The 24532-nt window shown below is 59.3% G+C and carries 26 protein-coding genes; 17 read left to right on the top strand and 9 right to left on the bottom strand.

Annotation, left to right across the window (positions count from 1 at the left end):
- Positions 1-23: 23 nt before the first annotated feature.
- Positions 24-512 (top strand): TlpA family protein disulfide reductase, encoded by a 489-nt coding sequence (locus tag AMM33_RS13000; RefSeq protein ID WP_228768118.1) that lies wholly within the window; start codon positions 24-26, stop codon positions 510-512.
- Positions 513-612: 100 nt separating this feature from the next.
- On the opposite strand, the gene AMM33_RS12995 is transcribed toward AMM33_RS13000, so the two are convergent.
- Positions 613-1410 carry an SDR family NAD(P)-dependent oxidoreductase gene (locus AMM33_RS12995; RefSeq protein WP_090141746.1) on the bottom strand — a complete coding sequence of 266 codons (798 nt, stop codon included), beginning with the start codon at positions 1408-1410 and terminating at the stop codon, positions 613-615.
- A gap of 113 nt (positions 1411-1523) precedes the next feature.
- On the opposite strand from AMM33_RS12995, the gene AMM33_RS12990 reads away from it, so the two are divergent.
- The gene (locus AMM33_RS12990; protein ID WP_194945444.1) at positions 1524-2102 is read left to right on the top strand and encodes a TetR/AcrR family transcriptional regulator; all 579 of its coding nucleotides are present in this window, start codon (positions 1524-1526) and stop codon (positions 2100-2102) included.
- On the opposite strand, the gene AMM33_RS12985 is transcribed toward AMM33_RS12990, so the two are convergent.
- A complete protein-coding gene (locus AMM33_RS12985; RefSeq protein WP_090141744.1) occupies positions 2070-2981 on the bottom strand; it encodes a pseudouridine synthase in 912 nt (303 codons plus the stop codon). The genes AMM33_RS12990 and AMM33_RS12985 overlap by 33 nt on opposite strands.
- Before the next feature lie 11 nt (positions 2982-2992).
- On the bottom strand, positions 2993-3730 hold the full coding sequence (gene trmB, locus AMM33_RS12980) for a tRNA (guanosine(46)-N7)-methyltransferase TrmB (protein WP_090141743.1): 738 nt from the start codon (positions 3728-3730) through the stop codon (positions 2993-2995).
- A 44-nt stretch (positions 3731-3774) separates the two neighbouring features.
- Here trmB and aroC point away from each other — a divergent pair, with 44 nt between their 5' ends.
- The 3 genes from aroC to AMM33_RS12965 all read left to right on the top strand — a co-directional run bounded on the left by aroC (position 3775) and on the right by AMM33_RS12965 (position 7041).
- Complete coding sequence (gene aroC / locus AMM33_RS12975; RefSeq protein WP_090141742.1) at positions 3775-4872, top strand: chorismate synthase; 1098 nt, start codon at positions 3775-3777, stop codon at positions 4870-4872.
- Positions 4873-4875: 3 nt separating this feature from the next.
- Positions 4876-6057 carry an MFS transporter gene (locus AMM33_RS12970; RefSeq protein WP_090141741.1) on the top strand — a complete coding sequence of 394 codons (1182 nt, stop codon included), beginning with the start codon at positions 4876-4878 and terminating at the stop codon, positions 6055-6057.
- A gap of 102 nt (positions 6058-6159) precedes the next feature.
- Positions 6160-7041: an alpha/beta fold hydrolase gene (locus tag AMM33_RS12965; protein ID WP_090141740.1), complete on the top strand. Its 882-nt coding sequence runs from the start codon at positions 6160-6162 to the stop codon at positions 7039-7041.
- Between the two features lie 74 nt (positions 7042-7115).
- On the opposite strand, the gene aroQ is transcribed toward AMM33_RS12965, so the two are convergent.
- Positions 7116-7553, bottom strand: a complete 438-nt coding sequence (aroQ, locus tag AMM33_RS12960; RefSeq protein WP_090141739.1) for a type II 3-dehydroquinate dehydratase — start codon at positions 7551-7553, stop codon at positions 7116-7118.
- A gap of 186 nt (positions 7554-7739) precedes the next feature.
- On the opposite strand from aroQ, the gene AMM33_RS12955 reads away from it, so the two are divergent.
- The 5 genes from AMM33_RS12955 to AMM33_RS12935 are packed head-to-tail and all read left to right on the top strand — an operon-like array spanning position 7740 to position 10878.
- On the top strand, positions 7740-8396 hold the full coding sequence (locus tag AMM33_RS12955; protein ID WP_090141738.1) for a DsbA family oxidoreductase: 657 nt from the start codon (positions 7740-7742) through the stop codon (positions 8394-8396).
- Between the two features lie 10 nt (positions 8397-8406).
- Positions 8407-9030, top strand: coding sequence for a histidine phosphatase family protein (locus AMM33_RS12950; protein ID WP_090141737.1), 624 nt, complete (start codon positions 8407-8409; stop codon positions 9028-9030).
- Positions 9027-9407 carry a thiol-disulfide oxidoreductase DCC family protein gene (locus tag AMM33_RS12945; RefSeq protein WP_090141736.1) on the top strand — a complete coding sequence of 127 codons (381 nt, stop codon included), beginning with the start codon at positions 9027-9029 and terminating at the stop codon, positions 9405-9407. The genes AMM33_RS12950 and AMM33_RS12945 overlap by 4 nt, the downstream gene beginning before the upstream one ends.
- Positions 9407-10183: a formylglycine-generating enzyme family protein gene (locus AMM33_RS12940; protein WP_090141735.1), complete on the top strand. Its 777-nt coding sequence runs from the start codon at positions 9407-9409 to the stop codon at positions 10181-10183. Before AMM33_RS12945 ends, AMM33_RS12940 begins: the two co-directional genes overlap by 1 nt.
- Positions 10183-10878, top strand: coding sequence for a Rossmann-fold NAD(P)-binding domain-containing protein (locus AMM33_RS12935; RefSeq protein WP_090141759.1), 696 nt, complete (start codon positions 10183-10185; stop codon positions 10876-10878). The genes AMM33_RS12940 and AMM33_RS12935 overlap by 1 nt, the downstream gene beginning before the upstream one ends.
- Before the next feature lie 17 nt (positions 10879-10895).
- Here the strand turns inward: AMM33_RS12935 and AMM33_RS12930 are convergent, their stop codons facing one another.
- Both AMM33_RS12930 and AMM33_RS12925 read right to left on the bottom strand, forming a co-directional pair.
- Positions 10896-11357 (bottom strand): hypothetical protein, encoded by a 462-nt coding sequence (locus tag AMM33_RS12930; protein WP_090141734.1) that lies wholly within the window; start codon positions 11355-11357, stop codon positions 10896-10898.
- Positions 11347-13143 (bottom strand): ATP-binding protein, encoded by a 1797-nt coding sequence (locus tag AMM33_RS12925; protein ID WP_090141733.1) that lies wholly within the window; start codon positions 13141-13143, stop codon positions 11347-11349. Before AMM33_RS12925 ends, AMM33_RS12930 begins: the two co-directional genes overlap by 11 nt.
- A 139-nt stretch (positions 13144-13282) precedes the next feature.
- On the opposite strand from AMM33_RS12925, the gene AMM33_RS12920 reads away from it, so the two are divergent.
- Positions 13283-13915: a LysE family translocator gene (locus tag AMM33_RS12920; protein WP_090141732.1), complete on the top strand. Its 633-nt coding sequence runs from the start codon at positions 13283-13285 to the stop codon at positions 13913-13915.
- Between the two features lie 139 nt (positions 13916-14054).
- Here AMM33_RS12920 and AMM33_RS12915 read toward each other — a convergent pair whose 3' ends face one another.
- A complete protein-coding gene (locus AMM33_RS12915; protein WP_228768117.1) occupies positions 14055-15935 on the bottom strand; it encodes a B12-binding domain-containing radical SAM protein in 1881 nt (626 codons plus the stop codon).
- A gap of 315 nt (positions 15936-16250) precedes the next feature.
- On the opposite strand from AMM33_RS12915, the gene AMM33_RS12910 reads away from it, so the two are divergent.
- Genes AMM33_RS12910 through AMM33_RS12900 form a run of 3 tightly spaced genes read left to right on the top strand, consistent with a single transcriptional unit; the run spans position 16251 to position 20598 of the window.
- On the top strand, positions 16251-16976 hold the full coding sequence (locus AMM33_RS12910; RefSeq protein ID WP_090141730.1) for a response regulator transcription factor: 726 nt from the start codon (positions 16251-16253) through the stop codon (positions 16974-16976).
- 35 nt (positions 16977-17011) lie between these two features.
- Complete coding sequence (locus tag AMM33_RS12905) at positions 17012-18325, top strand: FecR domain-containing protein (protein WP_194945443.1); 1314 nt, start codon at positions 17012-17014, stop codon at positions 18323-18325.
- A complete protein-coding gene (locus tag AMM33_RS12900; RefSeq protein WP_090141728.1) occupies positions 18325-20598 on the top strand; it encodes a CHASE2 domain-containing protein in 2274 nt (757 codons plus the stop codon). The genes AMM33_RS12905 and AMM33_RS12900 overlap by 1 nt, the downstream gene beginning before the upstream one ends.
- A gap of 98 nt (positions 20599-20696) precedes the next feature.
- Here the strand turns inward: AMM33_RS12900 and AMM33_RS22025 are convergent, their stop codons facing one another.
- Positions 20697-20960: a hypothetical protein gene (locus AMM33_RS22025; protein ID WP_194945442.1), complete on the bottom strand. Its 264-nt coding sequence runs from the start codon at positions 20958-20960 to the stop codon at positions 20697-20699.
- Positions 20961-21152: 192 nt separating this feature from the next.
- Here AMM33_RS22025 and AMM33_RS22020 point away from each other — a divergent pair, with 192 nt between their 5' ends.
- The 3 genes from AMM33_RS22020 to AMM33_RS12880 all read left to right on the top strand — a co-directional run bounded on the left by AMM33_RS22020 (position 21153) and on the right by AMM33_RS12880 (position 24117).
- The gene (locus AMM33_RS22020; RefSeq protein WP_194945441.1) at positions 21153-21536 is read left to right on the top strand and encodes a hypothetical protein; all 384 of its coding nucleotides are present in this window, start codon (positions 21153-21155) and stop codon (positions 21534-21536) included.
- Positions 21537-21549: 13 nt separating this feature from the next.
- A complete protein-coding gene (locus AMM33_RS12885) occupies positions 21550-22356 on the top strand; it encodes a transporter substrate-binding domain-containing protein (RefSeq protein ID WP_194945440.1) in 807 nt (268 codons plus the stop codon).
- 255 nt (positions 22357-22611) lie between these two features.
- Complete coding sequence (locus AMM33_RS12880) at positions 22612-24117, top strand: sigma-54 interaction domain-containing protein (RefSeq protein ID WP_090141724.1); 1506 nt, start codon at positions 22612-22614, stop codon at positions 24115-24117.
- A 14-nt stretch (positions 24118-24131) separates the two neighbouring features.
- Here the strand turns inward: AMM33_RS12880 and AMM33_RS12875 are convergent.
- The coding region (locus AMM33_RS12875) for an IS30 family transposase (protein ID WP_194945439.1) at positions 24132-24532 on the bottom strand (401 nt) is incomplete at its 5' end.

Raw genomic sequence — 24532 nt, 5'->3', positions numbered from 1 at the left:
GCCAGCTATGGGAGGGTGCGGTGATGGGCGTAGTTCTGGCCTTGGTGGCCAGTGCTGCCCAGGCTCAGTATGAGAAATCGGCCTGGCCCGCATCCTTGCCTTCTCCCGTCATTCAGATGACGGATTTGAACGAGCAGACGTGGAACACGGCCGATCTCAAAGGCAAGTTGGTGGTGCTGAACTTTTGGGCCACCTGGTGCGGCCCTTGCAAGCAAGAGCTGCCGTCCTTGCAGGCCTTGAGCGACGCCAGTGGTGGCAACCCGGTGGTCATCACGGTTGACGTCAAGGAGTCTGCGTCCAAAGTGACCACTTTTGTCTTTGGCAATCGCATCCGTTTGCCTGTGGTGCTCGATAAATCAGGCGAGATAGCCCGGCAGTGGGGTGTTCGAGTTTTTCCGACCACGGTGCTGATCGGGGCAGACGGCCAGGCCCGCTGGCGCATCCAGGGTGCGCTGAACTGGAATGGGCCAGAAGCCCGAGCCTGGCTGAATGGCCTCAAACTCGATCAATAAACCCACTGTCGTCGTCTGCGACCACTGTCCTAACCGATGCATTGGCCTGCAGGTCGGCACTCGCAGAGTCCGACATGTGCCCAATAAGCAGAGAGTGCTCTCAGCGCTTAAGGGCTCGCCCCATCATCATTTTGAACATGGTGCCCGCCAAGCCGCGTGACATCAGGCGGCTCATCATGAAGGCCATCATTTTGTTGCGCGGGCCGGGCACGGCGTCCAGCTTGCGGCCCAGGGCGGCCAGTCCGCAGGCGGCCACCTCTTCGGGGCGCATGATGCTCATGCCCATGGACGCAAAGTCAATGCCTGTGGCCGCTGCCATGGGCGTGTCGGTGGGGCCGGGCGAGAGCACCGACACATCCACCCCCAGGCCTTTCATTTCGAAGTGCAGACCTGCGGCCAGACCCATGACGTAGGACTTGGTGGCCCCGTATTGGGCCATGAAGGGTTGCGGCATCCAGCCCGAGAGGCTGGAGACAAACAAGATCGCCCCACGTCCGCGCTGGGCCATGCCCGCACCAAAGTGGCGTGCCAGTGTCATGGGGGCGATCACGTTCATGTGCACCATCCCCTGGTGGCGGTCCTGGGACGATTCCACAAACAGACCAATGGTTTCGATGGCTGCGCAGGGCACCAGCATGTCAATGGCCAGGTCTTGTGTTGCTTCCAGCACGCGTTCCAGGCCATCGGGCCTTGTCAGGTCTGCCGAGATGGTCCGCACCTGCACGCCGGTTTGCTGGCGCAGCTTTTCGGCCTGGGTGTTGAGCTGGCTGGCGTTTCGGGCCACCATCACGATGTTCAGGCCTTCTTGAGCCAGTTGCTGGACCAACGCGGCGCCAATGCCCGAGGTGCCGCCTGTGACCAAGGCCCAGGAGCCATAACGTTGTTTGAAGTTGTGCATGAGAAAAATCCTTATTTCTAACTGATTGGTTAGAAATTATAATCACAAAGAACTCGGGGAAAAAGATGGGACGTAGCAAAAAGTATGAACGCTCGGACATCGCCAGAAAGGCCATGGATCTTTTTTGGCGCGATGGTTTCCATGGCACCTCCACGCAGACTCTGGTGGAGTCCATGGGGGTGAACCGTTTCAGCCTGTATGCAGAGTTCGGCAACAAGCAAAATCTGTATGAGGCCGCGCTCCAGCTGTATGCGCAGGAGGTGGTGGATCAGCATTTCCGGGCGCTGGAGTCCGAAGATGCCGGTTTACCGCAGATCGAGGCGATGTTGGCGGGCTTTGCCGCAGCGGCCGGAGAGCCGGGCTCGGAGCTGGGCTGCTTCATGTGCAATTGCGCCACCGAGCGCGGTGCCGAGGACTCAGGCAGCCAGGTGTTTGTGCACGCGCATGTGGCGCGCATCAGCGCGGCATTGAGCAAGGCCCTGAGCAACGCCCGTGAAGACGGGGTCATTCGCCCGGAGGTCAATACCGTGCAAGAAGGCCAGTTTCTGGCCACGCTGCTGCTGGGTTTATTTGTGCTGCAGCGCGCCAAGGTGGACCCGGCGGTGGTGCGTTCGTCTGCGCATATAGCGCTGGCGCATCTACAGCAGCTGCTGCTCAGGTCACAGGTTCAAAGACATAGCGCTGGTGAATGAGCGTTCCTGCCCCGTGACGGGGTCTTTGAAGGCGATGCGCGCAGCCAGCAATTGCAGGGGATTGCTGAAGTCTTCGGCCTCATCGGGGCCGCGCAAGACTTCGGGATAAAACTGATCGCCTTCAATCGGGGCGCCCAGCGAGAGCATGTGCACCCGCAGCTGGTGGCGTTTGCCGGTGACGGGCTCCAGTTGATAAAGCGCGCGCTCACCTTCGGTGCGCAGCATCTGCAGGCGGGTTTCGCTGTTGGGCTCGCCCGGCACTTCGCGCATTTTGAAAAACACGCTGTCTTCGGCCAGGCGGCTGGTGTGCGCGCGCGGCTGCACCAGATCGGCTCGCCAGGGCGCCACCGCCAAGTAGTGTTTGTGGACTTGCCGGTTTCTGAACAGGGCCTGGTAGGCGTCGCGGTCTTGCGGGCGTTTGCTCAGCAGCACCAGACCGGCGGTTTCCCGGTCAATGCGATGGACCGGGGTCAGGTCGGTGAAGCCAGTCATGCGCTTGAGTTGCACCAGCAGGCTTTGCTGCACGTAGCGGCCCGTCGGGGTCACGGGCATGAAGTGTGGTTTGTCGGCCACCAGCAGGTGTTCGTCTTCAAACACGATGCGCGCTTGCACCGGCAGCTGCGGCTCGTTGTCCAGGTGGCGGTAGTAGTAGATGCGTTGGCCGGGCAAAAATGCTTGCTCGGGGGGGAGGGCATGGCCTTGTGAGGCGAGCACGAGGCCCTGGCGCATGCGTTCGGCCCAATGGGCGCGCGTCACGCTGCCCATACGCTCACTCAGAAAATCCAGCACCGTGGGCCAAGCACCAACAGGCAAGGCCACGCAACTGGCGCTCACCCCGTCGCGGGTGGGCAGTTGGGCATGGCGTGCGGGGCGGGCCATGGCGGCACAGCTCAGACCCGGCGAAACACCAGATCCCACACGCCGTGGCCCAGCTTCAGGCCCCGGTTTTCAAACTTGGTCAAAGGCCGGTAATCGGGCTTAGGTGCGTAACCGCCTTGCGCGGCATCGCCCGTGTTGTGCAGCAGTTTTTCGGCGCTGATGACGTCCATCATCTGCTCGGCATAGGGCTGCCAGTCGGTGGCGCAATGCAGGTAGCCGCCCACCTTGAGCCGCTTGGACAACTTGTTGACCAATTCGGCCTGGATCAGGCGGCGTTTGTGGTGCTTGGTTTTGTGCCAGGGGTCAGGAAAGTAGATGTGCACACCGTCCAGACTTTGCTCGGGCAGCATGTGGTCGATGACTTCCACAGCGTCATGACGCAGGATGCGGATGTTGTGGATGTCCTGCTCGCCGATGCGTTTGAGCAGGGCGCCGACACCCGCCTCGTGTACTTCGCAGCACAAAAAGTTGTCATCGGGCCGCACTTTGGCGATGTGCGCCGTGGCCTCGCCCATGCCAAAGCCGATTTCCAGTATCAGCGGCGCTGTGCGGCCAAAGGCGGCGGCGGCGTTGAAAGCCCCGGGCGTGTAGGTGAGCAAATTGGCCGGGCCATACAGTTCATAGGCCTTGGCTTGGCCAATGGTGGTGCGGCCAGCGCGCAGCACATAGCTTTTGACGGTGCGCAAAAAAGGCACATCGGCGGGGATGCCTGAAGGCTTATGGCTCTCGGTGGAGGTGTTGTCAGTCATGGGTGCGAATTGTAGGCGGCGCCGCTCTGGGATAATCCCGGCCCATGAGCGGCAATACCTTCGGACAACTTTTCTCGGTCACCAACTTTGGTGAATCCCACGGCCCGGCCATTGGCTGCGTGATTGACGGCTGCCCCCCGGGCATGCCGCTTTCCGAGGCCGACATCCAGCCCGACCTGGACCGACGCCGTCCGGGCACCAGCAAATTCGTCACCCAGCGCAACGAGCCCGACGCGGTACAAATCCTCTCGGGCGTCTACCAAGGACTGACGACCGGCACCCCGATTTGCCTGCTGATCAACAACACCGACCAGCGCAGCAAGGACTACGGCGACATCCTGCAGACCTTCCGCCCGGGCCATGCCGATTACACCTATTGGCGCAAATACGGCCTGCGTGACCCACGGGGCGGCGGCCGCTCGTCGGCCCGCCTGACCGCCCCCATGGTCGCGGCAGGTGCCGTAGCCAAGAAGTGGCTGAAGGAAAAATTCGGCACCACCTTTGTCGGCTGCATGACCCAAATCGGTGACGTGCCGATTGCCTTTGAGAGCTGGGACCATGTGCCGAACAACCCGTTTTTTGCCCCCGTGGCCGATGTGTCGGCGCTGGAGGACTACATGAACGCGCTGCGCAAGTCGGGCGACTCGTGTGGTGCGCGATTGCGCGTGGTGGCCCGAGGCGTGCCCGTGGGCCTGGGCCAGCCGCTGTTTGACAAGATCGACGCCGACATCGCCTACGCCATGATGGGCATCAATGCCGTCAAGGGCGTGGAAATTGGCGCGGGCTTTGGCTGCGTCACGCAAAAGGGCAGCAGCGCTGGCGACGCGCTCACGCCTCAAGGCTTTGTGGGCAACAACGCGGGCGGTGTGCTCGGCGGCATCAGCACCGGGCAAGACATCGAGGTGTCGATCGCCATCAAGCCCACCAGTTCGATCCTGATCGCCCGCGATTCGATTGATTCAGCAGGCCAGCCCACCGAGGTCATCACCAAAGGCCGCCACGACCCTTGTGTGGGCATCCGCGCCACCCCGATTGCCGAGGCCATGCTGGCCTTGGTGGTCATGGAACACGCCTTGCAGCACCGCGCCCAATGCGGCGATGTGGCGCACGATTTGCCGCCCATTGCTGCCGCCAAGCCTTAAGGCATGACGCCACGCCGTCAGCTCATGCCTTTTGCCGCGTTGTCGGCCAGTTACTTCGCGCACATCGGATTTTTCAACCCCTACCTGCCGCTGTGGCTGCAGGACATGGGCCTGAGTCTGCTCACCATCAGCATGCTCACGGCCGTGCAGGCCACCACGCGTTTGTTTTCACCTTATGCCTGGGGGGCCATCAGCGACCGCACGGGTGAGCGGGTCAAGCTGCTGCGCATCGGGGCGGGGGTGGCATTTGCCACGGCTTGCCTGCTGTTTTGGGACTGGGGCCCTGTGGGTTTGGGCCTGGTGTTGCTGCTGATGTTCACCCACACCAGCGCCATGATGCCCATGAGCGAAGCGGCCATGGCGCACCTGGTCAGCCAAAACGGCGCATTTGACACCAAGCGTTATGGCCGGGTGCGGCTGTGGGGGTCCATGGGTTTTCTGGTCACGGTGTTTGTGGCCGGGGCCTGGTTCGAAGCCTTTGGCATGAAGCATTTCCCGGGCTGGACGGTGTTCAGCCTGGCTGCCGTGCTGCTGAGCGTGTGGTGGATGCCCGACATCAAGGAGGCGGCGCACCAGGTGCGCGAGCATGTGTCGGTCATGCCCGTGCTGCGGCAAAAACCGGTGCAGTGGTTTTTTGCGTCCACGTTTTTCCATGTGCTTTCGCACATTGGCATCTACGTTTTCTTCTCGCTTTACCTGGATTCTTTGGGTTACAGCAAAACCATGATCGGCGTGCTGTGGGCGCTGTCGGTGGCGGTGGAAGTGGTCTGGTTTTTCACCCAGTCGCGTTGGCTGCCGCGCGTGCCCTTGACCGGCTGGCTGGTCGCCTGCTCGGCGGTGATGCTGCTGCGCATGGGCATGACGGCCGCCTGGGCCGACGTGCTGTGGATTTTGCTTTTGGCGCAAACGCTGCATGCCATCACCTTTGCCACACACCACACGGTCTGCATCGCCATGGTTTCGCACCATTTTCCGGGCCGCTTGCGCGGACGCGGGCAGGCGCTGTACACCGTGGTGGCCTATGGCTTTCCGGGGGTGATCGGGGCTTTGCTGGGCGGTTTGCTCAGTGAGCGCTGGGGCCTGCAAAGCGTGTTTGTGGCCAGCATCGCCACCAGCGCCGTGGCCACTGCCGCGGCATGGAAGGTCTGGCGTTTGCAACACCCCAAGCCACAGGTGCCCGGCTGATTCGGCGAAGCCGTCAGCGGCCAGCTTGTTGACATGGCCGAGTGCTTGGCTCCAACCCTGTTGTTCAACCACCGTCTACTTTTTTTGACGCCCTCCCGCCTTATGTCCATTGCTGTTTTGCCTGATTTTTTGCCGTCCGATCTCGCCGTCGCTTTGGCCAGGGCCGAGCGCCACGAGACCTCTTGGGCATCGGCCCGCATGGTCTGGCATGCGTGGGGGCATGTCGCTGCACCAACACTGGTCTTGCTGCATGGCGGCAGTGGCAGCTGGACACATTGGCTGCGCTGCATTGCCCCCCTGCGCGATGCGGGCTGGCGCGTGCTGGTGCCCGACTTGCCGGGTTTTGGCGACTCGGACTTGCCAGAGGGCTGCACCGATGTGGACGACTTGCCCCCGCACTTGCATTCGGGCCTGCAGCAATTGCAAGCCGCTGGGCTGTGCGCCGGACCGGTGTGCGTGGCGGGTTTTTCTTTTGGGGGCATGGCCGGGGCCTTGTGGTTGGCCGCGCACCCCCAAGACGCCAAGCAATTGGTGCTGGTGGGCGCGCCCGGCATGGGCCTGACGGTGCCCGATCGCATCCCGCTCAAAGGCTGGCGGCATTTGGCCACGCCCGAAGCGCAAGAGGCGGTGCACCGCCACAACCTCATGGCCCTCATGCTGCACGCCCCCGAGGCCTTGGACGGGTTGGCCTTGCACCTGCACGCGGCCAATGTGCAGCGCGACCGCATGCCGCGCAGGCGGTTGTCATCGACCGACATCGTGGCGCGGACTTTGCCGCAGTTGTCCGCACGGGTGAGCGCGATTTTTGGCGAGCACGACGCCCTGTACCGTGGGCGCTTGTCGGAGTTGGCTGCTGCCATGCCCCACATGGCACGCCATTGGGGCCACTGGCAGGTGGTGCAGAGGGCAGGGCACTGGGTGCAGTACGAAGCAGATGGGCCCTTCACTGCGGCCTTGCTCAAGGCACTTTCAGCAAACGGATGACTGGCTGCGTTGGTTCATGAAGACGAGGTGCTTGACCCCTTGCGCTGGCGGATCAAGCTGAACGTCGGCCTCGATCAGCCTTGGATGGCCGAGACCGCGGCGCGCAGGCCCAGCAGGTAGCTGTCCACACCAAAACCGGCAATCTGGCCTTTGGCAATGTCGGCGATCACCGAGTGGTGGCGAAACGCCTCGCGGGCGTGGATGTTGGACATGTGCACCTCGATGATGGGGCACTTGAGGATGGCCAGCGCGTCGCGGATGCCGTAGCTGTAGTGCGTCCAGGCCCCTGCGTTGATGACCACGGCCTGCACGCTATCGGCGTGGGCGCGGTGGATGCGCTCGGCCATTTCACCTTCAAAGTTGGTCTGAAAGCACTCGACTTGTGCGCCCAGGGTCTGGCCCAGAGCGCTCAGTTGGGTGTTGATCTCGTCCAGCGTGGTCGTGCCGTACTGGGCCGGGTCGCGTTTGCCGAACATGTTCAGGTTGATGCCGTGCAGGACAAGGATGTTCATGGGGGGTCTCTATCGCTCGATGGATCATGGGCATTGGGTGCCGGATCTGCGATTGTCGGTGATTTGCGGCAATATCCTGTCCAAATGACCGTTGCCCAATTACCAGTCGGGTGGACGCGATGGTTTTGACAAACCCGCGCTGGGGCCTCAGCCCAAGCGCTTTGAATGACGCCCTGAAAGCCGAACATGACCGCTTTGAAAATCGATTTCGTCTCTGACATCGCCTGCCCCTGGTGCGCCGTGGGCCTGGGCGCTCTGGAAAAAGCCCTGGAGCGCCTGGGCGGCGTGGTGCAGGCCGACCTGCACTTTCAGCCCTTTGAGCTGAACCCGCACATGCCCCCTGGCGGGCAGGACCTGGGCGAGCACCTGACCGAAAAATATGGCTCCACGCCCGAGCAGCAGGCGCAAATTCGCCAAACCATTGCCGCACGCGGGGCCGAGGTGGGTTTTGAGTTTCACCCGGGTGGGCGCGGCCGGGTGTACAACACCTTCAACGCGCACCGCTTGCTGCACTGGGCTGAGGGCCAGGGTACTGGGGCGCAGCACCAACTCAAAAAAGCCTTTTTGGAGTCATACCAGGGCCGCGCCGAATGCGTAGAAGACGCTGAAGTTTTGCTCGCGGGCGTGGCCGCTGCCGGGCTGGATGTGGCGGGCGCCCGTGCGGTGCTGCAAAGCGATGCCCACACGGCCGAAGTGCGCGAGCGCCAGCAGTTCTACACCCAGGCGGGCATCCGCTCGGTGCCTGCGGTCATCATCAACGACAAGCATTTGATCTCGGGTGGCCAGCCGGTCGAGGTGTTCGAGCAGGCGTTGCGCCGCATCGCCTCGGGCGAAGTGTCTTGAGGCGCGCGGTATGACGCCCACCGCTCGCGCGCCGTCTGGTGTGTCGCGCCGCTCGGCCTTGACCCGTTTGGGGGCAACCGTGGTCACGCCTTGGCTGGCCGGCGTGCCTGTCTTGGCTGGGGCGCAGTCCGCACAGAGCGCGACACGGGCGCAGTTGTTGGCCGTTTGGCGGCAAAGCGGCGGTGTGCTGCTGATCCGCCACGCCGCCACCGAAGCGGGCTTGGGCGATCCGCCGGGTTTTGTGATCGGCCAGTGCCGCACCCAACGAAACCTGAGCGAGGAGGGGCGACAAGCTTCAAGGGCCTTGGGGGCTTGGTTGCAAGCACAAAACTTCAAGCCCGACGCGGTGCGCAGCAGCCAGTGGTGCCGCTGCCAAGACACGGCGCGGCTGGCTTTTGGCGCTTACGAGGATTGGCCCGCGCTCAACAGCACCTTTGCCGGGCAGGGCGATCCGGCAGCTCAACAACAGGCTTTGCGCGAGCGCTTGCAGGCGCTGCCCGCCGGCCGCACCGAGGTGTGGGTCACGCACCAGGTCATCATGACCGGCTTGACCGGGGCCTACCCAGGGCTGGGTGAGGGCTTTGTGGTGGACCGGCAGGGCCGCTTGTTGGCCCGTGGGGACTTGGCTGCATGAGCACACTGCACCGCTTGACGGTTTACTTCGATGGCTCTTGTCCCATGTGCCGACGCGAAATTGCGATCTACCGCCGCTTGCCCCAGGCGGCGAGTGTGGACTGGGTGGATGTGAGCACAGGGGCCGAGTTGGGCTCGCTCAGCTGTGCGCAGGCCATGGCGCGTTTCCATGTGCGCGACCGCGAGGGGCGCTTGTTCAGCGGTGCGGCGGCGTTTTCGCAGATGTGGCGGCTTTTTCCGGGCTGGCGTTGGCTGGGATGGTTGTCGGCCTGGCCGCCCATGTCTTGGGTATTTGAGGGGGCTTACCGTTTGTTTTTGCCGCTGCGCCCGCGCCTGCAAAAGTGGGTGCGGCGCTGGGCGGGTGAGGAGATGGTGTGATGAAGCTGCGATCTGTTTCGGCCTTGGTGCCGGTTGGTCTGGGCTGGGTGGCCTTGCTCAGTGGGCCCGTTGCGCAGGCCCAAACTGGCAAGCCCATGGCCGAAAAGCTTGCCGACAAGGTGGCGTTCGGCGACTGGGCCATTGACCGTACCGAAGTCACCATCGGCCAGTTTGAGCGCTACGTGCGCGCCACGGGCACCGTGACCCGTGCCGAAAAAGAGGGCGGTGGTTTTGAGTATGTGGGCGGATGGGTACGCCGCCCCGGCTGGTCTTGGCGCCAGCCGGACGGCGTTCCAGCTCCTGCTGATTTGCCTGCTGTGCACCTGGATTTTGCCGAGGCCCAGGCTTACTGCCGATGGGCAGGGGGGCGATTGCCCACCGGCGCGGAATGGCAAAAGGCGGGGTTCACCGAGTTGCGCGACAACCCCCCTGCGCCTTGGGTGAAGGGCAAAACTTATCCCTGGAGCACGGGTGACAGCCCGCAAGGCGCGAACACCAGCGACCCAGACCCCTGGCCACGCGCAGCACCTGCGGGCGCGACGCGCCAAGGCGTGAACGGCTTGTATGACATGGGGGCTAACGTGTGGGAGTGGACCACCGATGAGCAGGGCGGCCAAAGGCGCACCGTGGGGGGATCGTGGTGGTACGGTGCGTTCAACATGAAGGCCGACGTTCAGGCCTTCAAACCCGCTCACGTTTATGTGGTCTACCTCGGCTTTCGCTGTGCCTACGACCTCAAGCCACCAGGTGCTAACCCGAGCAAGGCCCGGGCATGATGCATTCGTTGCCCGAGGGCTACCGCGCCTTGGTGATGGGCGCGAGTGGTGCCATCGGCAGCGCCTTGCTCCAACAGCTGCAAAACGATCCTCGCTGCGCCTTGGCGCTGGGGGTGTCACGCCAAAGCGCGCCGGGGCTGGATTTATTGAACGAAGCCAGCATTGCCCACTGTGCGCAGGTGCTGGCTGCTCAGGGGCCGTTCCATTTGGTGCTGGACGCCACGGGCGCACTCACGGTGAACGGGCGCGGTCCTGAAAAACGGCTGGACGAACTGGACGCGGCGCATTTGCTGGCGGCGCTGCACCTCAACGCCGTGGGGCCGGGCCTGTTGCTCAAACATTTTGTGCCTCTGCTGGCATCGGGTCAGCGCGTCATTTGGGGCAAGTTGTCGGCCCGGGTGGGCAGCATCGAAGACAACCGCAAAGGCGGCTGGTATGGCTACCGTGCGGCCAAGGCGGCGCTGAACATGCTGCTGCAAACGGCAACGATTGAGTTGTCCCGCCGCAGGCCGCTGGCGGTGGTGGCCGCCTTGCAGCCGGGCACGGTGCAGTCGGCGCTCAGCCAGCCCTTTGTGGGCAGTGATGCCATGCGCCCTGAAGATTCGGCGCAGCGTTTGCTGGCGGTGCTCGACGCCCTGCAGCCCACAGGGCGCGCGCAGTTTGTGGACCACCAGGGTCAAAGCATTCCCTGGTGAATCGCGCAGCCGCTGAGTCAGGGCACGCAGTCGCGCACGGCGTTGCCAACCGATGCGGGTGAGATGGGGCCTGCGGTCACGATGGTGCAGGCCGCCGGGGCCAGGAACACACAGCCGCCGGGCACGGGGCTGTCCACTTTTTGACCGAATTCTGTTTGTGCTTGCCCGCACAAGGTGGGCGCGTCTTTGCGCATGACCCAGCGCACATGGCTGGGCAGTTTTTTGCGCCAGTTCCAGCCCAGCTCGCCCACCGAAGCGCCAAACTCGTAGCAGTCAGCGGGCTCGGCCGGTTTGCCTGACGGACTGCGCGGCTCCTGTGTGGTGTCCACGCTGCACATGTGGGGCAAATCTGAGCCATTGCCCCAAGCGGTCTGGGCCAGGGCCAGGGCTAGGGTCAACAGCCCACACAGGCACCACAGGCGGCCAGCCTTGCGGCGCCCAGTGGCCCCAACCGGGCTGAGCAGGGTGTCACGCCACATAAGACAGCACCCGCTTGACCAGCAAACTGCGGTTGAAGGGTTTGAGCATGCTCTCATTCATGCCGCTTTCCAGGCACCGGGCCAGCTCGTCTTTGTCGCCATTGGCTGTGAGGGCGATGATGGGGGTCGAGCGTTGGGGTTCGGGCAACTCGGTGCGGATTTTGCGGGTGGCGGTTTGACCGTCCATCTCGGGCATCAGCAGGTCCATCAAAATCACATCGAATCCCTCGCCATCGCGCACTGCTTCAAAGGCTTTGAGGCCGTCTTCCACCTCGGTGACTTGCGCTTGCGGCAAGTGTCGTCGCAGCTGCAAGGATGCAATTTGGCGGTTCAGGGGGTTGTCGTCGGCGATCAGGATGCGCACCACTTTGTCGCTGCTGCTGTCTTCTTCGGGCGCGGGCTGGGTGTGTGCTGGGCGCTGGCTCAAAGGGCAAGGCAGCAGCACATGGAAGGTGGTGCCCACGCCCAGCTCACTGTGCAGGCCGATGGTGCCGCCCATGGCTTCGACCAGGCCCTTGGTGATCGACAAGCCCAATCCATTGCCTCCAAATCGCCGGGCAATGCTGTTGTCGACCTGCGAGAAGCTTTGAAACACCCGGTGCTGAAGATCCGGCGCTATGCCCATGCCCGTGTCGCGCACGGCCAAACGCACCTGCACGCGGCCCTGGGCATCGTCCGGCATGGCCTGGGCACTGCAGTGCAGCTCGATCTCGCCTTGCGTGGTGAACTTGATGGCATTGCCCAGCAAGTTGACCAGAATTTGCGTCAGCCGATGGCTGTCGCCTTGGACCCATGTCGGCACGTTCGGATCCACGCGCAGGGTGTATCTCAGGGGTTTGGTTTCAGCGCGGCGCTGGAGCAATTGGAAGGCGGTGCTCAAGGTGTCGCGCAGGTTGAAGGGCTCTTGCACGACCTGAAGCCGACCGGCCTCCATCTGGGCGTGGTCGAGCAGGTCGTTGATGATGGTCAGCAGGTGCTCGCCCGATTTCTGGATGTCCTCTATTTTGGCGCGCACCTCGGCATCCAGTTTTTTGTCATGCTGGATCAGGTCGGCCAGACCCAAAATCGCGTTCATCGGCGTGCGCAACTCGTGGCTGACCGAAGCCACGAACAGGTCTTTTTGTTGCTGCGTGTGCTGCAGGTTTTTGGTCAGTTGGCGCAACTGGCGTCTTTGCTGTTGGGTGCGTTGCATGCGCTCGTTGCGCACATGGTTCAAACGAAACAACAAGGCCACTTGCATGCCAAAAATCACCACGGCCATCATCAAGTGCCAATGGATCAGGTCCTGCGGCATGATTTGCAAGGCCATCTCGCCGCCCAGCAGGGCGTACACATACAGCCCCAAAATGAGCAACCAACCAGCCGCCAGGCCTGCCACGCGTGCACGCGGCTTGGGGGCCAATATGGCGGGCAAAGGAGCCAGGGCCAGCCAGCTGATGGTGGCCGAGTAAATGCCCCCGGTCAGCCAGGTGATGGCAAAGGCCTGTGTCAGTGTCAGCACCTGCAAGGCGGTGATCAGGCGGCTGAGCCGCACGCCTGCCATGCGCAAGCCGCCCAGCACGGCCATGGCCAAAATGCCCAGCACGTTGGCCAGTAATCCGGCATGGAACTGCAAGCCCCAGGACACCAGGGCAAAAGCGGCATAGCCGACGATCAGGATCAGCAGGAACGAAAAGAACAGCCATTCGCGTTCGTTGTCCATTGGTTGACGCCACCAGGGACGCCAAAAACTGAAGCCTGTGGGTTGGGGCGTTGCGTCTGTAGCGCCGGGCGTTGTGTGTTGCATGGTATTGATTTGTATACCAAATACTACATTAAATGCATCGCAGGCTTTTCGTTCAGTTTGTGCACAGCCCTTGCGGGACCCTGAGATGGGCAAGGCACAATCGGGTTCCTTTTTTCAACGGTTCTTTTCAAGGCGCTCAATGGGTTTGCAAACGTGGTGGATTTTTGTGCTCATGACCTTTGTGGTGTCTGCCACGCCGGGTCCCAACATGCTTTTGGTCATGAGCCATGGCGCGCGTTTTGGCCTGCGCCCGGCCATCTTGACCATGGCGGGCTGCATGACGGCCCTGATCGGCATGGTCAGCATTTCAGCGGCTGGGGTGGGGGCTTTGCTGCACAGCTTTCCTGCGGTTTTTGATGCGCTGCGTTATCTGGGTGCGGCTTATCTGGCCTATCTGGGCTACAACCTGTGGCGTGCCGGGGTGCCCAAGGGCGATGCGCCAGCCCATGCTGCTTTGCCCGAGACGCCACAGCGCAGCGCTGGCTCTTATTACCGACAGGGGCTGGCGGTGGCGGCCAGCAACCCCAAGGCCATTGTGTTTGCGGCGGCGTTTTTCCCTCAGTTCATCCAGGCCGATCGGCCTGCGGGCCTGCAGTTTGCGGTGTTGTTGATCACCTTCACCGTCATCGAGGTCAGCTGGTACCTGATTTACGCCCTGAGCGGTCACAAGCTGTCGCACTTTTTGCAGCAAGCCCATGTGCTGAAAAACTTCAACCGCGTCACGGGTGGTGTGTTTGTGGGCTTTGCGGCCTTGATGGCGGCCAGCCGCTGAGGTTTTCAGGGGGTGCCGCAGCCAGCTGGGGTTTACCCCCGTCAACTGTGCGCCAAGCTGTGGATAAGCCCATGAACAAGCCCTGAGAGGCGCATGCCTATTGGTTTGGCGGCGGCTGCTTGTTTTTTGAGCAGGCGGTTCACCCCAGCGCCCGTGCAATCTTGTGTCGTGGCACGGTGGTTTTGGGGCACTGCCCCTTGGGCAGCGCAAACCATTGGCGCACATCGTTGTCCACGCCCACGCCGTGCATGAAGTTGTAGATGGCTTTTTTCAGGCCTTGGCCCAGCAGGTCATGGTCCACGCCGGGAGGCATGGGCGTCGGGTCGACAAAGCCCACGTCGTTTTTGGCAAATGTGCCCTCGGGCAGGGGCAGCAGTGTCACGCCGTAAGCCTCGGGATTCAGGCCCACAGGCGAGTGCACGGTGCAGACAAAGCGGTGGAAAAAGCCGCTGTGGATGCAGCCGTTTTCAAACAGCTGGCGCACGTATTCGAGCGCGTCCACCGTGTCCTGCACGGTCTGCGTCGGAAAGCCGTACATCAAGTAGGCGTGCACCAGCACGCCCGCGTCGGCAAAGCCTTTGGTGACCTGCGCCACCTGCTCGACCGAGACGCCTTTTTTCATCAACTGAAGCAAGCGGTCCGACGCGACTTCGAGTCCGCCGGACATGGCGATGCAGCCGCTTTGCGCCAGCAAATCACACAGCTCGGGCGTGAAGGTTTTCTCAAAGCGGATGTTGCCCCACCAGGAAATTTGCACGCCCCGGCGCAGCAGCTCTTCGGCCAGGGCCTTGAGGGCTTTGGGTGGTGCGGCTTCGTCCACAAAGTGAAAGCCGGTCTGGCCCGTCTCGGCGACGATCTGCTCGATGCGGTCCACCAGCGTGCTGGCCTGCGCGGTTTCGTAGCGGCTGATGTAGTCCAGGCTCACGTCGCAAAAGCTGCATTTCTTCCAGTAGCAGCCGTGCGCCACCGTGAGCTTGTTCCAGCGCCCATCGCTCCACAGCCGGTTCATGGGGTTGAGCATGTCCAGCAGCGACAGGTATTTGTGCAGCGGCAGGCCGTCCCAAGTGGCCGTGCCCACCTCTTCAAACGGGATGTCGGGCTCTTGCATATTGATGTACTGCACTTGGCCTGCGTCGTTCTTGATGAAGGTGCGCTGCAGTCGTTGCAAGCTGCGCTGGCCTTGCAGGTGCTCGATCAAGCTCAGCAACGGGCGCTCGCCGCCGTCCAGCGTCACGAAATCCACATGGTCGAACACGCGGGCGTCTTTCATTTCACGCAGCTCGGTGTTCACAAAGCCGCCGCCCAAGCCAATGCGGATGTGCGGGTGCGAGCGCTTGATGCATTGGGCGATGCGAAACGCCCCATAGACCGAGCCGGGAAAGGGCACCGACAGCAGCACCAGCGTGGGCTGGTGGCGCTCGATGGCTTGCAAGGCCAAGCGCTCCAACGTGCTGTCGATCAAATTGGGTGGCTCGGCCAGGGCTTCGGCCAGCGCATCAAAGCTGGGCTGACTCGCGGCCAGGCGCTCGGCATAGCGCACAAATTCAAAGCCTTCGTCCACGGCATCGCGCAGCACATCGGCCAAATCGTTCAGGTACAGCGTGGCCAGATGCCGGGCGCGGTCAGTCTGGCCCAAAGCGCCAAAAGCCCAGCCAATCGGGTCGCCCGTGCCGTCGTCCTCATAAGCGTCGAGTGCCGCAAAACGCGGGCCTTCGGGCAAAAAGCCCCGGCCTGCAATGCGGTGGCTCAGGGTGCTGTCGCGGCCTTGCAAAAAGGCGATCACGGGGTCAATGCTGACGGCGTAATCGTTGAAATGGTCGAGGAAAAAATTCACCGGGCCCGAGCGCTCTTCGACGGGCAAGGCCAGCGCCGCGTCGCGCAAATCGGTCAAGCCTTGTTTGTTCAGCAAGGCCAGTACGGTGGCCAAAGCCAAATCTTCTTGCACTGCATCCAAACCCCGCGAACGCAAAAAACCCGTCAAGTAGGCCGTGGACGGGTAGGGCGTGTTGAGCTGCGTCATCGGCGGGATGAGGCTCAAAACCTTGAATATTGAAAGGGGATGCATCAAAAATAGAAAGAAAGAGTTAAAAGAGCTGTGAATTATTGATTGCGCACCATGGTAGGCGCATGCCCTCAGGCTGGATGAAAGTGGGCATTGTGCACGCCGCATCTGGGGTGTGAAGATGAGCGAGTGACAGGGTTCATGTGTCAAGGGGGGGGCGCTCAGGTAGGCTGGTATAAACAATACAATGTCAGCTAATTTTTTTGGGTTTTTTTATTGATGTACTTATTTGAAACGTATTTGACGTTTTTGATGTATAAAATTTAACTAAAAATGGAAGATTCAATGCACGTTGCGTTACTTGAAGATGAACAAACCTTGGCGGCTGACGTTCAGACCTTGTTGTCCAACGCAGGGCATTCCGTGATGCACTTTCCAGACGGGCATCAAATCATGCGTGCATTGTTGAAGGACACCTTCGATTTGCTCGTGCTGGATTGGAATGTGCCTGGTCCTGATGGGTTGGAAGTATTGAAGCATGTGCGCAATAACATGAAGCTCGATATCCCCGTGATTTTTCTGACCAGCAACAATGCTGAGCAGCAGATAGTCATCGCCCTGAACACGGGGGCCGATGACTATTGCACCAAACCGATCCGCCCCTTTGAGTTCATGGCCAGAGTAAGCGCTTTGCAGCGGCGATTTTTGCCAAAACAAGCACTTGAGGTCGATGGTGAGTTTGTTGAGGGCTATATTTTTGAAAGAAGTCAGCGCACGGTTACGGTTTATGGCAATTGTGTCAACTTGACAGAGAAGGAATACGAGTTGGCCCGTTTGATGTTTCAAAACATCGACCGCCCCATTTCTCGCCACCGAATCATGCAAGAGGTTTGGGGACGCGAGGAGGACACTTTGTCTCGTACACTGGATGTACATATCTCTTGGGTCCGTCGAAAGCTGGGTATTGGAGCAGGGGCCCAACATTTGCGTTTGGTGGTGGTCCATGGATTTGGCTACCGCTTGATGAAAATCACGTCGCAAGAAAGTGAGCAGCAGTGACTATTTGTTCAAGGAGTGCATCTGCGATATGGGGATTGCTCGCGTACGGATTGTGCCTGCTGTCGCTGTCGCTGCCGGGGCCTGCGTTTTCGCAGGTGGTTCTCAGTGATGAACGTTTTATTCACTACACAATCAAGCCGGGTGACACTTTGAGTGCTTTGGTGGCACAATTTATCAATGGCAATGATGGCTTGTCGCTGGTGAGCAAACTCAACCAATTAGGCAATCCCAACAAAGTCCAGGTTGGCAAGGTGATCAAGCTTCCCCGCGACCGCATCAAGTTCAGGCCCTCCAATGCGACCGTGAGTCGGCTCAATTGTTCGGGCGTGACCTTGTTGGGGGGGAGCGAGCCAGTAACTGTCCGTGCGGGCATGTCTTTGTCGGAAGGGGCGGTCCTCAAAGTTCCTCCGAGCTGCCAATTTGCCATCACGCTGGAAGATGCTTCCACGGTGAATCTCTTGTCTGGTGCGGTCATTCAGTTGAAAACCTTGCGGGTGAATGTCCTAGAGTCTTCTCCTGAAATTCAAATCGAACTGCTGGAAGGCCGCATCTCTGTGGATGTGCCTCGCAAGCGATTGGATGGGGATGCCCCATTTCGAGTGAAAACCCCCACCTCGGTGGCAGGCGTTCGTGGCACCCAGTTCAGGGTTGGGTTTGATGCAGTTGACCGACAAAGCCAAGTGGAAGTCGCCACAGGCGAGGTCGGCGCCAAAGGCCATGAGGAACTGGGTGAAAAACGGGCCTCGGCCAATCAGGGTGTGCCTGTTTTGTCGACTGGAAAATCCCTGCCCCTTGAGAATCTACCCAGAGCACCCGCATTCAAAAAAACCGAATTGGTGCCGAGTGCGCTGGCTGTGCAGGATGTGTTGCTTGAGTTTGATGTCGATCCTAAAACCCACAAACTCTCCCTGATCAAAGCCCAGGATGCTGGTTTTTCACTGGCTCAAAACGAGATCAAATTGCTCAAGCCCGAAGTGGTTGTTGCCGATCTGGGCAACAAGGCTGTTTTTTATCAAGTGGCGGCCATTTCTGAAACTGGTTTGTACGGCTCGACCGCAGATATAGCCATTTGCCGAGGGTATAACCGTGGCAAAAATTGGCGCTGCAATGTGCAATTTGACTTATCCGGATTGGGTAAACCTTTTTTGTACTTAGAGCACCTTGACGCTGATGGAGGGAGTAAGGTGTTGCTGAACGCACCTATAGATGTCAGTGTCAATGATCAAGCCGTGTTCCGAGGTGTGCAACCGGGCGTCTATAAATGGCGTGTCGAGTACGTTGTGACTGAATCCCTGAATTCCAAAATGAGCGGGCAGTTTCAGTTGATTGCTCTTCCTGGAAACGATTGATGCATGTCTTGTTCAGGTCTTTGTACGGACGCATCTTCAAGCGTGAGCTCTCAGCGGATGAAAAACGTTTTTACGGTGAATGGATAGTTTTTTCGATTGCAGCCTTGGTGTTGTTGGCCTGTAGTCTTTGGTGGCAATGGGGTACGTCTTTTGGCAATGTGATCTACGATCGCTTGCATCGTTTACGGGCACCGGAGCCCTCGAGTGATATTGTGATCATCGCCATTGATGATTTCTCACTGGATCGCCTGGGTGCTTGGCCTGTTTCCCGCTCTGTCTATGTCAACTTGCTGAAAAAACTGGCGGATACCGATAACCGCCCCAAAGCCATAGGCTTTGATATTTTGTTTCATGATGCTACCCGTTCCGATGTGGATTTGGCCGAGCAAATGAAGAGGCACCGCACTTTTTTGGCGGTGGAGACCCCTTTGGATGACATGGGTTACACCATCAAAAAACCCAGGGATGTGTTGGCCAGTGCGGCAACGGGTCTTGGGCATATCAATATTGCTTTTGAGTCCGATGGTTTTTTGCGTGGCATTCATTTGACCGAGGCGATGACACCGCACCTGGCCTTGGTCATGTCCGGGCTTTCTCCTCAGGGGGGCAGTGAACAGGCCAGTTATCGCCGCTTCAATATGGTCAACCCAGCGATAGGTTTTCCGACAGTCTCCTTGGCTGATGTGCTCTCTGAGCATTTTCCGGTGCATGTTCTCAAAGATAAATATGTCTTGATTGGCTCTACCGCACCGAGCTTGGGAGATCACTACCCGACCATTTATGCCGGTCGCCAAGCCTCAGGAATGCCGGGCGTCGAGTTGCATGCCAATGTACTCAACGACGTGTTGCGAGGAGATTTGATTTCTTATGTCAGTTTGCCGACCCACATCGCTTTGAGTATTTGGGCACTCTTGTCAGTCTTGATCGCGCTTTTGGTCCTCAGTCCGCTGGCGGAATTGTTGGTCACTCTTTTTGTGATCTTTTGCGCACTGGCGGTGAGTTTTTTGATGCTCGTGACATGGAGTGTTTGGTTTGACCCAGGACCCTGTCTCGTCGCTATTGCGTTGGTCAAACCCGCATGGGCCTGGCGCCGCATGGAGATGATTGTCAGCTTCATGGGCGAAAGAGCGGCTTTGCTGGAGCAGTTCAGGAGGCAGCGCAGGAGCCTGACCAAAGGCTTGCGGCTTCAACATTTCACCAGCGACACCGTCTTGCAGTACTCACGTTTGCTGGATCGCGCTTTGGGGATGATGAATGAGCGCGTGCAGTTTTTGGCAACTATCGTCAAAGATGCGCCCAATGCCATGCTTTCAGTGGATGAAAACGAGGACATTCTCAATGCCAATCCCAAAATGGCCAGCCTTGTGCCTGCCGGATTGATCAGGGTCTCAGCCAATGTGGGGCCTTTTTTGGCCTATTTGGGCTTGTCATCGGCAGATGGTTTGCAATCATTGGTAGGCAAGGACCATTACGTCAGCGCTTTGGATAACCAGGCCAGTTTGCACTACCATATTTTTAATGTCATTCGCGTCTCTCAATCTGACGAGAAGTACCTGTGGATTCTGTCCCTGGTGGACATCACCGAAATACGTCATTTCCAAAACCAGCGTGATCGGACTTTGCAATTGTTGTCGCATGACATGCGTACGCCCATTGCTTCAATTTTGTCCCTATGTCGGCAAGATCCTGTGGCATTTGACGATCCTGAAAGCAGTGCTTTCAAAAAACGTCGTCATGCTGAGCAGTTGCTGAACATGATGGATGACTTCATTTTGTCCATCAAAGCCCAGGCGCCCAAGTACAAACTCAGTGAAGTATTGATTGACGACTTGATGGATGAGGCTATTTTTCAGATCAAGGATTTGGCTGCAAACCGACGAATCCAGATAGAGCAGGAGTTTGATCATGCGCCCCAATTCATATTGGTGGATCAGCGTTTGTTCACGCGCATGTTGGTCAACTTGCTCGTCAACGCCGTTCGGTATGGTGCGCCGGGCAGTACGCTCGAAATCAAGTTGGCACACGATGAGGTCGACAACAGCATCCATGGCGTTTCGTGGGTTCACTGTCGTATCCGAAATCGGGTCGCAGATCGCGGGCAAGAAGTTGAGAATGTCGCCCAACAAGGCTTTGGTTTGGGCATGGATTTCGTTCGGACGGTGGTGGGTAAACACCATGGACGAATTCAATTTGATGTCGATAAACCACCCGGTCAGTGGGCGCTTGTCCATTTGATGCTGCCCAAGATTGATGCTGCACGCGTGGAACTTTGAAATCTTCAAAAGCCAGTACTTGAAATGAAAAGATGGGTTAAATTTTTTAATTTATTTGTTTTTATATTTTTAGAAAATGAAAATTATTTTTTTATTCATTAAGATGTGTGCTTGCTGTGAAGCTGATGGGCGATCACAGATTTCATGAACCCCCCGATAGGCAATTGAGATATGACGTCGACACTCAACCCATGGCGTTCGATTTCACCCACTGCGGATGCAATTTCGTGGAGAAGATGTTTTTGCGTGGCGGTCTTGTGTTTGTCCTCACTGTTGAGCTTGCCGACGCATGCTGATCCATTGCTCGATTTCAGATTGTTCAACGCACCCGATCCGAGCAAGCGCATGATCAACTTGCCCACGGTCAGCTGGATCGTTCACACCCAGGCGGAAACATATTGCCAACAGGCTCCAACCAAAGATGGATTTGCAAGCAGGCCGGAAGGCTGTGTTTACTGGCAAATTGCCACTTCGCGCTGTACGCTGGTCACGCGTCCATCCACGACGCATTCGCAATTGGGGCACTTGCTCTTACTGTGCATGGAGGGCAAGTGATGGGCTCTCAAACATGCCATTGGCGGTCGCGGTTCGGGGTGTACAAACGCTGGTTTTTTTCGGTAGGGGTGGCCGTTTTCCTGTTGGGTTGTGAAACGGTCACTTTGACGCCACCAAAGGTTGATCAGGTCAGGTTTTCACCCATGCCCGCAGCGAAACGCACGATTGCAGAGCCAAAGGTCAAATATTTACCTCGTCATGATGGTTTTGAATATTGCTCACGCATCACAGGGGTGCCGATCACGCCGACCTCGCGCCCCATGGCTTGTGCATTCTGGAATGTGCGCCGTCAGGAGTGCACCATCGTGACGCCCATGTCCACAGGCTACAACTATCTGGGGCATGAGTTACGCCACTGCTTTGAGGGGGCGTTTCATGATTGATGAAGTGAACGCCATGCCCGATAAGCATTCCACACGCCGTGACTGGCTGATCCATGCCTTGGCAGGGTTCGGTGCTTTAACTGTGCCAGCCTGGGGTCAGGCACAAACCATTGACGCTTTGAAAATCGGTTTTCTCAACCACTACCCGCCCTTCAGTTTCAAGGACAAGGATGGCGTGCACAAAGGTTTCGATCTGGATGTGATGGCGCGGCTGTGCGAAATCATGGGCGTGGCGTTTGTGGCCGAAGCCGACGGCATGGCCTCTTTGAAGAAAAAAATCCAGTCGGGCCAAATCGCGTGGATCGGGCATCAGCTGTTGGCCACGCCGGAAAACCGGCGCGAGTTCGATGTGGTCAGGCCTTCGTATGCGTCCATCCAGCTCGTGTGCATTCAGCAAGAAGACGATGAACGCGACTTCTTGAGCCTGGACGATCTGGTGGGCAAGAAACTGGGTGTCTTGGCCAATACCGGTGTAGAGGAGCAGTCCCGCCAGGCCATTGGCAAGGCTGTGGTGGCCTATCCCCGCATTGAAGACGCCTTGGCCGATCTGGCCCGCAAAAAGCTCGATGCGGTGTTGGAAGAGAGCCTGATTGCCGACTACTTCATCGAGCGCGATCGCCTGCCTTTGCGCTTGGCCGCACCATTTGCCGCGCCTATGGCGGCCGGTCTGGCGGTGCGCAAGGGCAACCGCGAATTGCAAGGCCGTATTTCTGCGGCGATTCAGGCCATGCTCAAGGATGGGTCATTTCGCAAGATTTCAGAAAAATGGTTTGGTTACGACGTGAGTCGTCCCCGCGTCAGCCACCAGCAAAACAACTGATTTCCTGATCGCTTGCGACGGGCGTGGTCACGTTGGGCATGTCAGGCGCATTTCGGTGGTGTCACAAGCGGCTGCCTTGGTATTGATCCGGCCCTTTGAAGTCTGCAGGGTGACTTCAATCTTGCACCTTGTGGGAGCTAGCCCTGCTGGCGATCAGATGCTTGTGGACCACAGGCTTTTTGCTTGGCTGGCAAGCTCCCACAAAATCCTCCCAACGGGCAACACACGGCTCAGACTTCATCGGGCCGAATCTATATGCTTGGGGCCATCAAGACAGAACCGACGGAGAGCCCAGTGGGGAATTTGCCCAAAGATGCACCAAGCATTTTGACCTTGGCCGCCAAATCACTTTTTGATGTGTTTGCCCATGCCAGTGAGGGCATGCTCCTGGTCGACCGCACAGGATGCGTGGCGTGGATCAATGACCAGTACCGCCGTTTTTTACCCGCTTTGGGTTTTGCCAGTGAGCAGGAATTTGTGGGGCAGCCTGTGTCTGCAGTGGTGCAAAACACCCAAATGGAAAAGGTGCTGGAGACCGGCAAGCCCATCCTGATTGACCTGTTGACCAACAAGGCGGGGACCTTTGTGGTGAGTCGTTTCCCCTTGCGTGACGAGGCCGGGCAGGTGATTGGCGCCCTGGGCGTGGTGTTGTTTGATCAGCCCCAGTCCAATTTGCAACCCTTTCTGGCCAAGTTTTCCTTGTTGCAGCGTGAACTGGATGAGGCCCGTGATGCCCTGGCGGTGCAGCGGCGTGCAGGCACCGGGTCTCGTCAGGCACGTCACAGTTTCGCCAGTTTCATCGGGGTCAGTGCGTTAGTGGTCGACCTCAAGCGCCAGGCGCGCAGGGCGGCCCAGTCCAGCAGCCCGGTGCTGCTCTTGGGTGAAACAGGCACCGGCAAGGAGTTGCTGGCCCACGCCGTCCATGCCTCGTCGCCGCGTGCTAAAGGGCCGCTGATCAGCGTGAACATTGCCGCCGTGCCGGAGACTTTGCTGGAAGCGGAATTTTTTGGCGTGGCACCGGGCGCCTACACGGGCGCAGACCGCAAAGGACGCGAGGGCAAGTTCAGACTGGCCGATGGGGGTACCTTGTTTCTGGACGAAATTGGTGACATGCCGCTGGGCCTTCAAGCCAAACTGCTGCGCGCCTTGCAGGAAGGCGAGATCGAGCCGCTGGGCTCCAACCGCTTGCTGCCCTTTGATGCACGGGTGATCGCCGCCACATCGCGTGACCTGGCCAGGCTGGTGCATGAAGGGCGCTTTCGCGAAGACCTTTATTACCGACTGAATGTGCTGCCTTTGCGGGTGCCGCCCTTGCGTGATCGGGCCAGCGATATCCCTGCCTTGGTCGAGGTGCTGGCCGAAGAGTTGTCGCTGCGCAGTGATTTGCCGCAACCCGAATTCAGTGCGCAAGCCATGGCCTTGCTGTCCGCCCAGCACTGGCGCGGCAATGTGCGTGAACTGCGCAATGTGATTGAGCAGCTGCTGCTGCGCAACGACACCGGCGTGCTCGATGCCCCCGAGGTGGAAGGGGTGCTGCGCGAATCGGGGCTGAGTCAGATCGCACCTGCGCACAGTCCGGCGTTGGTGACGCCAAATCAGGACGCCGGGACGCAACAGCTGCTGGCGCCTTTGTCTCAGCAGGTCCAGGCGTTGGAGCGCATGGCCGTGGCGGCGGCCTTGCAATCCACCGGGGGCAATAAGTTTGCAGCGGCTAAATTGCTGGGCGTATCACGCTCCAAGTTGTACCAATGTCTTTCCTGATTTGTATGGCGGATTCAAGTACGAGGTGCAACACGGTTTAACGAGGCGTGAAACACCTCGTGGGGTGTCTTGAATCCCAGCCGCTTTCTGGGGCGGTGATTCAATCTGTTTTCAATCATAGTCAACTCCTCATCGGTGACAGTTTCCATGCGCCGCTTCTTGGGAATGTATTGGCGCAGCAAACCATTGAAGTTCTCGTTGCTGCCGCGCTGCCAACTGCAATACGGATCGGCAAAGTAGGTCTGGATGCCAAGGGTCTGATCGATGGCCTGGTGATCCGCAAACTCCTTGCCGTTGTCCACCGTCAAAGTCTTCACCCGTGAGATCAGGGGCTTGAGTTTGGCTTCAATGGCCCGACCCACCAAATCAGCAGACTTGTTGGGCACTTTGGCCAGCACCGCAAAGCCACTCTTGC

The organism is Limnohabitans sp. DM1 (assembly GCF_001269385.1).
GTDB lineage: Bacteria > Pseudomonadota > Gammaproteobacteria > Burkholderiales > Burkholderiaceae_C > Limnohabitans_A.
This window is presented reverse-complemented; position numbering and strand designations above follow the sequence as displayed.

Bases quoted from the DNA above. Each gene is read 5' to 3' on its own strand.
- AMM33_RS12900 (WP_090141728.1), top strand. From the start codon at position 18,325: ATGCATGTCTTGTTCAGGTCTTTGTACGGACGCATCTTCAAGCGTGAG.
- AMM33_RS12950 (WP_090141737.1), top strand. From the start codon at position 8,407: ATGACGCCCACCGCTCGCGCGCCGTCTGGTGTGTCGCGCCGCTCGGCC.
- AMM33_RS12880 (WP_090141724.1), top strand. From the start codon at position 22,612: ATGCTTGGGGCCATCAAGACAGAACCGACGGAGAGCCCAGTGGGGAAT.
- AMM33_RS12910 (WP_090141730.1), top strand. From the start codon at position 16,251: ATGGAAGATTCAATGCACGTTGCGTTACTTGAAGATGAACAAACCTTG.
- AMM33_RS12920 (WP_090141732.1), top strand. From the start codon at position 13,283: ATGGGTTTGCAAACGTGGTGGATTTTTGTGCTCATGACCTTTGTGGTG.
- AMM33_RS12955 (WP_090141738.1), top strand. From the start codon at position 7,740: ATGACCGCTTTGAAAATCGATTTCGTCTCTGACATCGCCTGCCCCTGG.
- AMM33_RS12965 (WP_090141740.1), top strand. From the start codon at position 6,160: ATGTCCATTGCTGTTTTGCCTGATTTTTTGCCGTCCGATCTCGCCGTC.
- AMM33_RS12930 (WP_090141734.1), bottom strand. From the start codon at position 11,357: ATGTGGCGTGACACCCTGCTCAGCCCGGTTGGGGCCACTGGGCGCCGC.
- aroC (WP_090141742.1), top strand. From the start codon at position 3,775: ATGAGCGGCAATACCTTCGGACAACTTTTCTCGGTCACCAACTTTGGT.
- AMM33_RS12925 (WP_090141733.1), bottom strand. From the start codon at position 13,143: ATGCAACACACAACGCCCGGCGCTACAGACGCAACGCCCCAACCCACA.
- trmB (WP_090141743.1), bottom strand. From the start codon at position 3,730: ATGACTGACAACACCTCCACCGAGAGCCATAAGCCTTCAGGCATCCCC.
- AMM33_RS12885 (WP_194945440.1), top strand. From the start codon at position 21,550: ATGCCCGATAAGCATTCCACACGCCGTGACTGGCTGATCCATGCCTTG.
- AMM33_RS12940 (WP_090141735.1), top strand. From the start codon at position 9,407: ATGAAGCTGCGATCTGTTTCGGCCTTGGTGCCGGTTGGTCTGGGCTGG.
- AMM33_RS12985 (WP_090141744.1), bottom strand. From the start codon at position 2,981: ATGGCCCGCCCCGCACGCCATGCCCAACTGCCCACCCGCGACGGGGTG.
- AMM33_RS12935 (WP_090141759.1), top strand. From the start codon at position 10,183: ATGCATTCGTTGCCCGAGGGCTACCGCGCCTTGGTGATGGGCGCGAGT.
- AMM33_RS12970 (WP_090141741.1), top strand. From the start codon at position 4,876: ATGACGCCACGCCGTCAGCTCATGCCTTTTGCCGCGTTGTCGGCCAGT.
- AMM33_RS22020 (WP_194945441.1), top strand. From the start codon at position 21,153: ATGGGCTCTCAAACATGCCATTGGCGGTCGCGGTTCGGGGTGTACAAA.
- AMM33_RS13000 (WP_228768118.1), top strand. From the start codon at position 24: ATGGGCGTAGTTCTGGCCTTGGTGGCCAGTGCTGCCCAGGCTCAGTAT.
- AMM33_RS12995 (WP_090141746.1), bottom strand. From the start codon at position 1,410: ATGCACAACTTCAAACAACGTTATGGCTCCTGGGCCTTGGTCACAGGC.
- AMM33_RS12945 (WP_090141736.1), top strand. From the start codon at position 9,027: ATGAGCACACTGCACCGCTTGACGGTTTACTTCGATGGCTCTTGTCCC.
- aroQ (WP_090141739.1), bottom strand. From the start codon at position 7,553: ATGAACATCCTTGTCCTGCACGGCATCAACCTGAACATGTTCGGCAAA.
- AMM33_RS12990 (WP_194945444.1), top strand. From the start codon at position 1,524: ATGGATCTTTTTTGGCGCGATGGTTTCCATGGCACCTCCACGCAGACT.
- AMM33_RS12915 (WP_228768117.1), bottom strand. From the start codon at position 15,935: ATGACGCAGCTCAACACGCCCTACCCGTCCACGGCCTACTTGACGGGT.